This is a genomic window from Streptacidiphilus neutrinimicus, from assembly GCF_000787815.1.
In the GTDB taxonomy this organism is placed as follows: Bacteria; Actinomycetota; Actinomycetes; order Streptomycetales; family Streptomycetaceae; genus Streptacidiphilus; species Streptacidiphilus neutrinimicus.
The window spans coordinates 1-1,098 of the sequence record NZ_BBPO01000157.1 but is presented as its reverse complement, the minus strand read 5'-3'; the positions used below and the strand labels follow the sequence as shown (position 1 = coordinate 1,098).

The window sequence follows — 1,098 nt, the reverse complement described above, 5'->3', positions numbered from 1 at the left end:
CTGCCGTACGGACCGGAGCCCTGAGCGGGACCGGACGAACCGGCGGCGCGGCCCTGCTGGATGCCGCGACGCAGGTTGGTGAGACGCCCGCGGACCTCGTCCGGGTTACGGGAGACCTGGGGGCCGGGCAGAGCCTGGGACTCCGCCTGACCCGGGACCAGGTTGGCCTTGGGCACGCGGCGCGGCAGACCGGACGGCATCACGCCGCCCGCGCTGGGCTCGCGCACCTGCTCGGCCCGGCGCCACGTCTCGTCGTTGGCCGAGCTGCGCCACGGCGCCTGGTCGGCGCTCAGACCGGTGACACCCGTCGAGCCCGAGGGGCTCTGCGCCGGACTGCCGCCGAGCGGGCCGCCGCCGAGCGGGTCCGCGCCGAACTGCGCGGTGTCGAACTGGCCGGTGGCCGACGGGCCGCCGAACTGCGCGGTCCCGGAGGCCGACGGGTCGCCCGCCTGAGCCCCGGACACCTGCACGCCGCGCATCCGCTCGGCGCGACCGGCGCGGAACCAGGTCGTCTCCATCTGCTCGAAGATCGGCGACGGGGCCGCGGACTCGCTCGCCGGAGGCAGCGCGCGGGTGAGCGGGTCGGAGCCGAAGTCCTGCTGCGGCGCGGGCTGCGGCTGCGGCGGGACCGGAGCCGGCGGCACCGGACGGGCCGAGGGCTCCTGGTCGAAGCGCGGACGCGCGAACTGCCCGGTGCTGTCACCCGCGACGTTCTGGCCGAGGCCCTGACCGCCCTGGGTCGGACCGGCGTGTGTCGGACCGGCGTGGGACCGGCCGCCGTCGTTGCGGCCGCCCGCGGGCGAGCCGTGCTGGGGCTGCTCGGCCCAGAGCGAGGGCTCGACGCCGCGGTCCTGGCCGAAACCGGCCTCGCCGCGACCGGCGGGGGCGCCGGGGACGCCGAACGGCTGTTGCTGGCCCTGCTGCTGGGGAGCCGGGGCCTGGCCGCCGCGCTGCGGCAGCGGACCGGCGCCGGGCAGCGGCATGCCGCGACCGTCGGTGCGGCTGGAGTCGAAGCCGCCGGGCTGACCGGTCGGCGCCGACTGCGGGAAGCCCTGCTGGGCAGCCGGAGCCGGCGTCGCGGCGCCACCGCGCTGGGGC

At 78.6% G+C, this 1,098-nt stretch carries 1 pseudogene; it reads right to left on the bottom strand.

Annotation, left to right across the window (positions count from 1 at the left end):
* Positions 1–1,098 (bottom strand): annotated as a pseudogene (locus TR48_RS44815) (hypothetical protein); the annotation flags it as partial.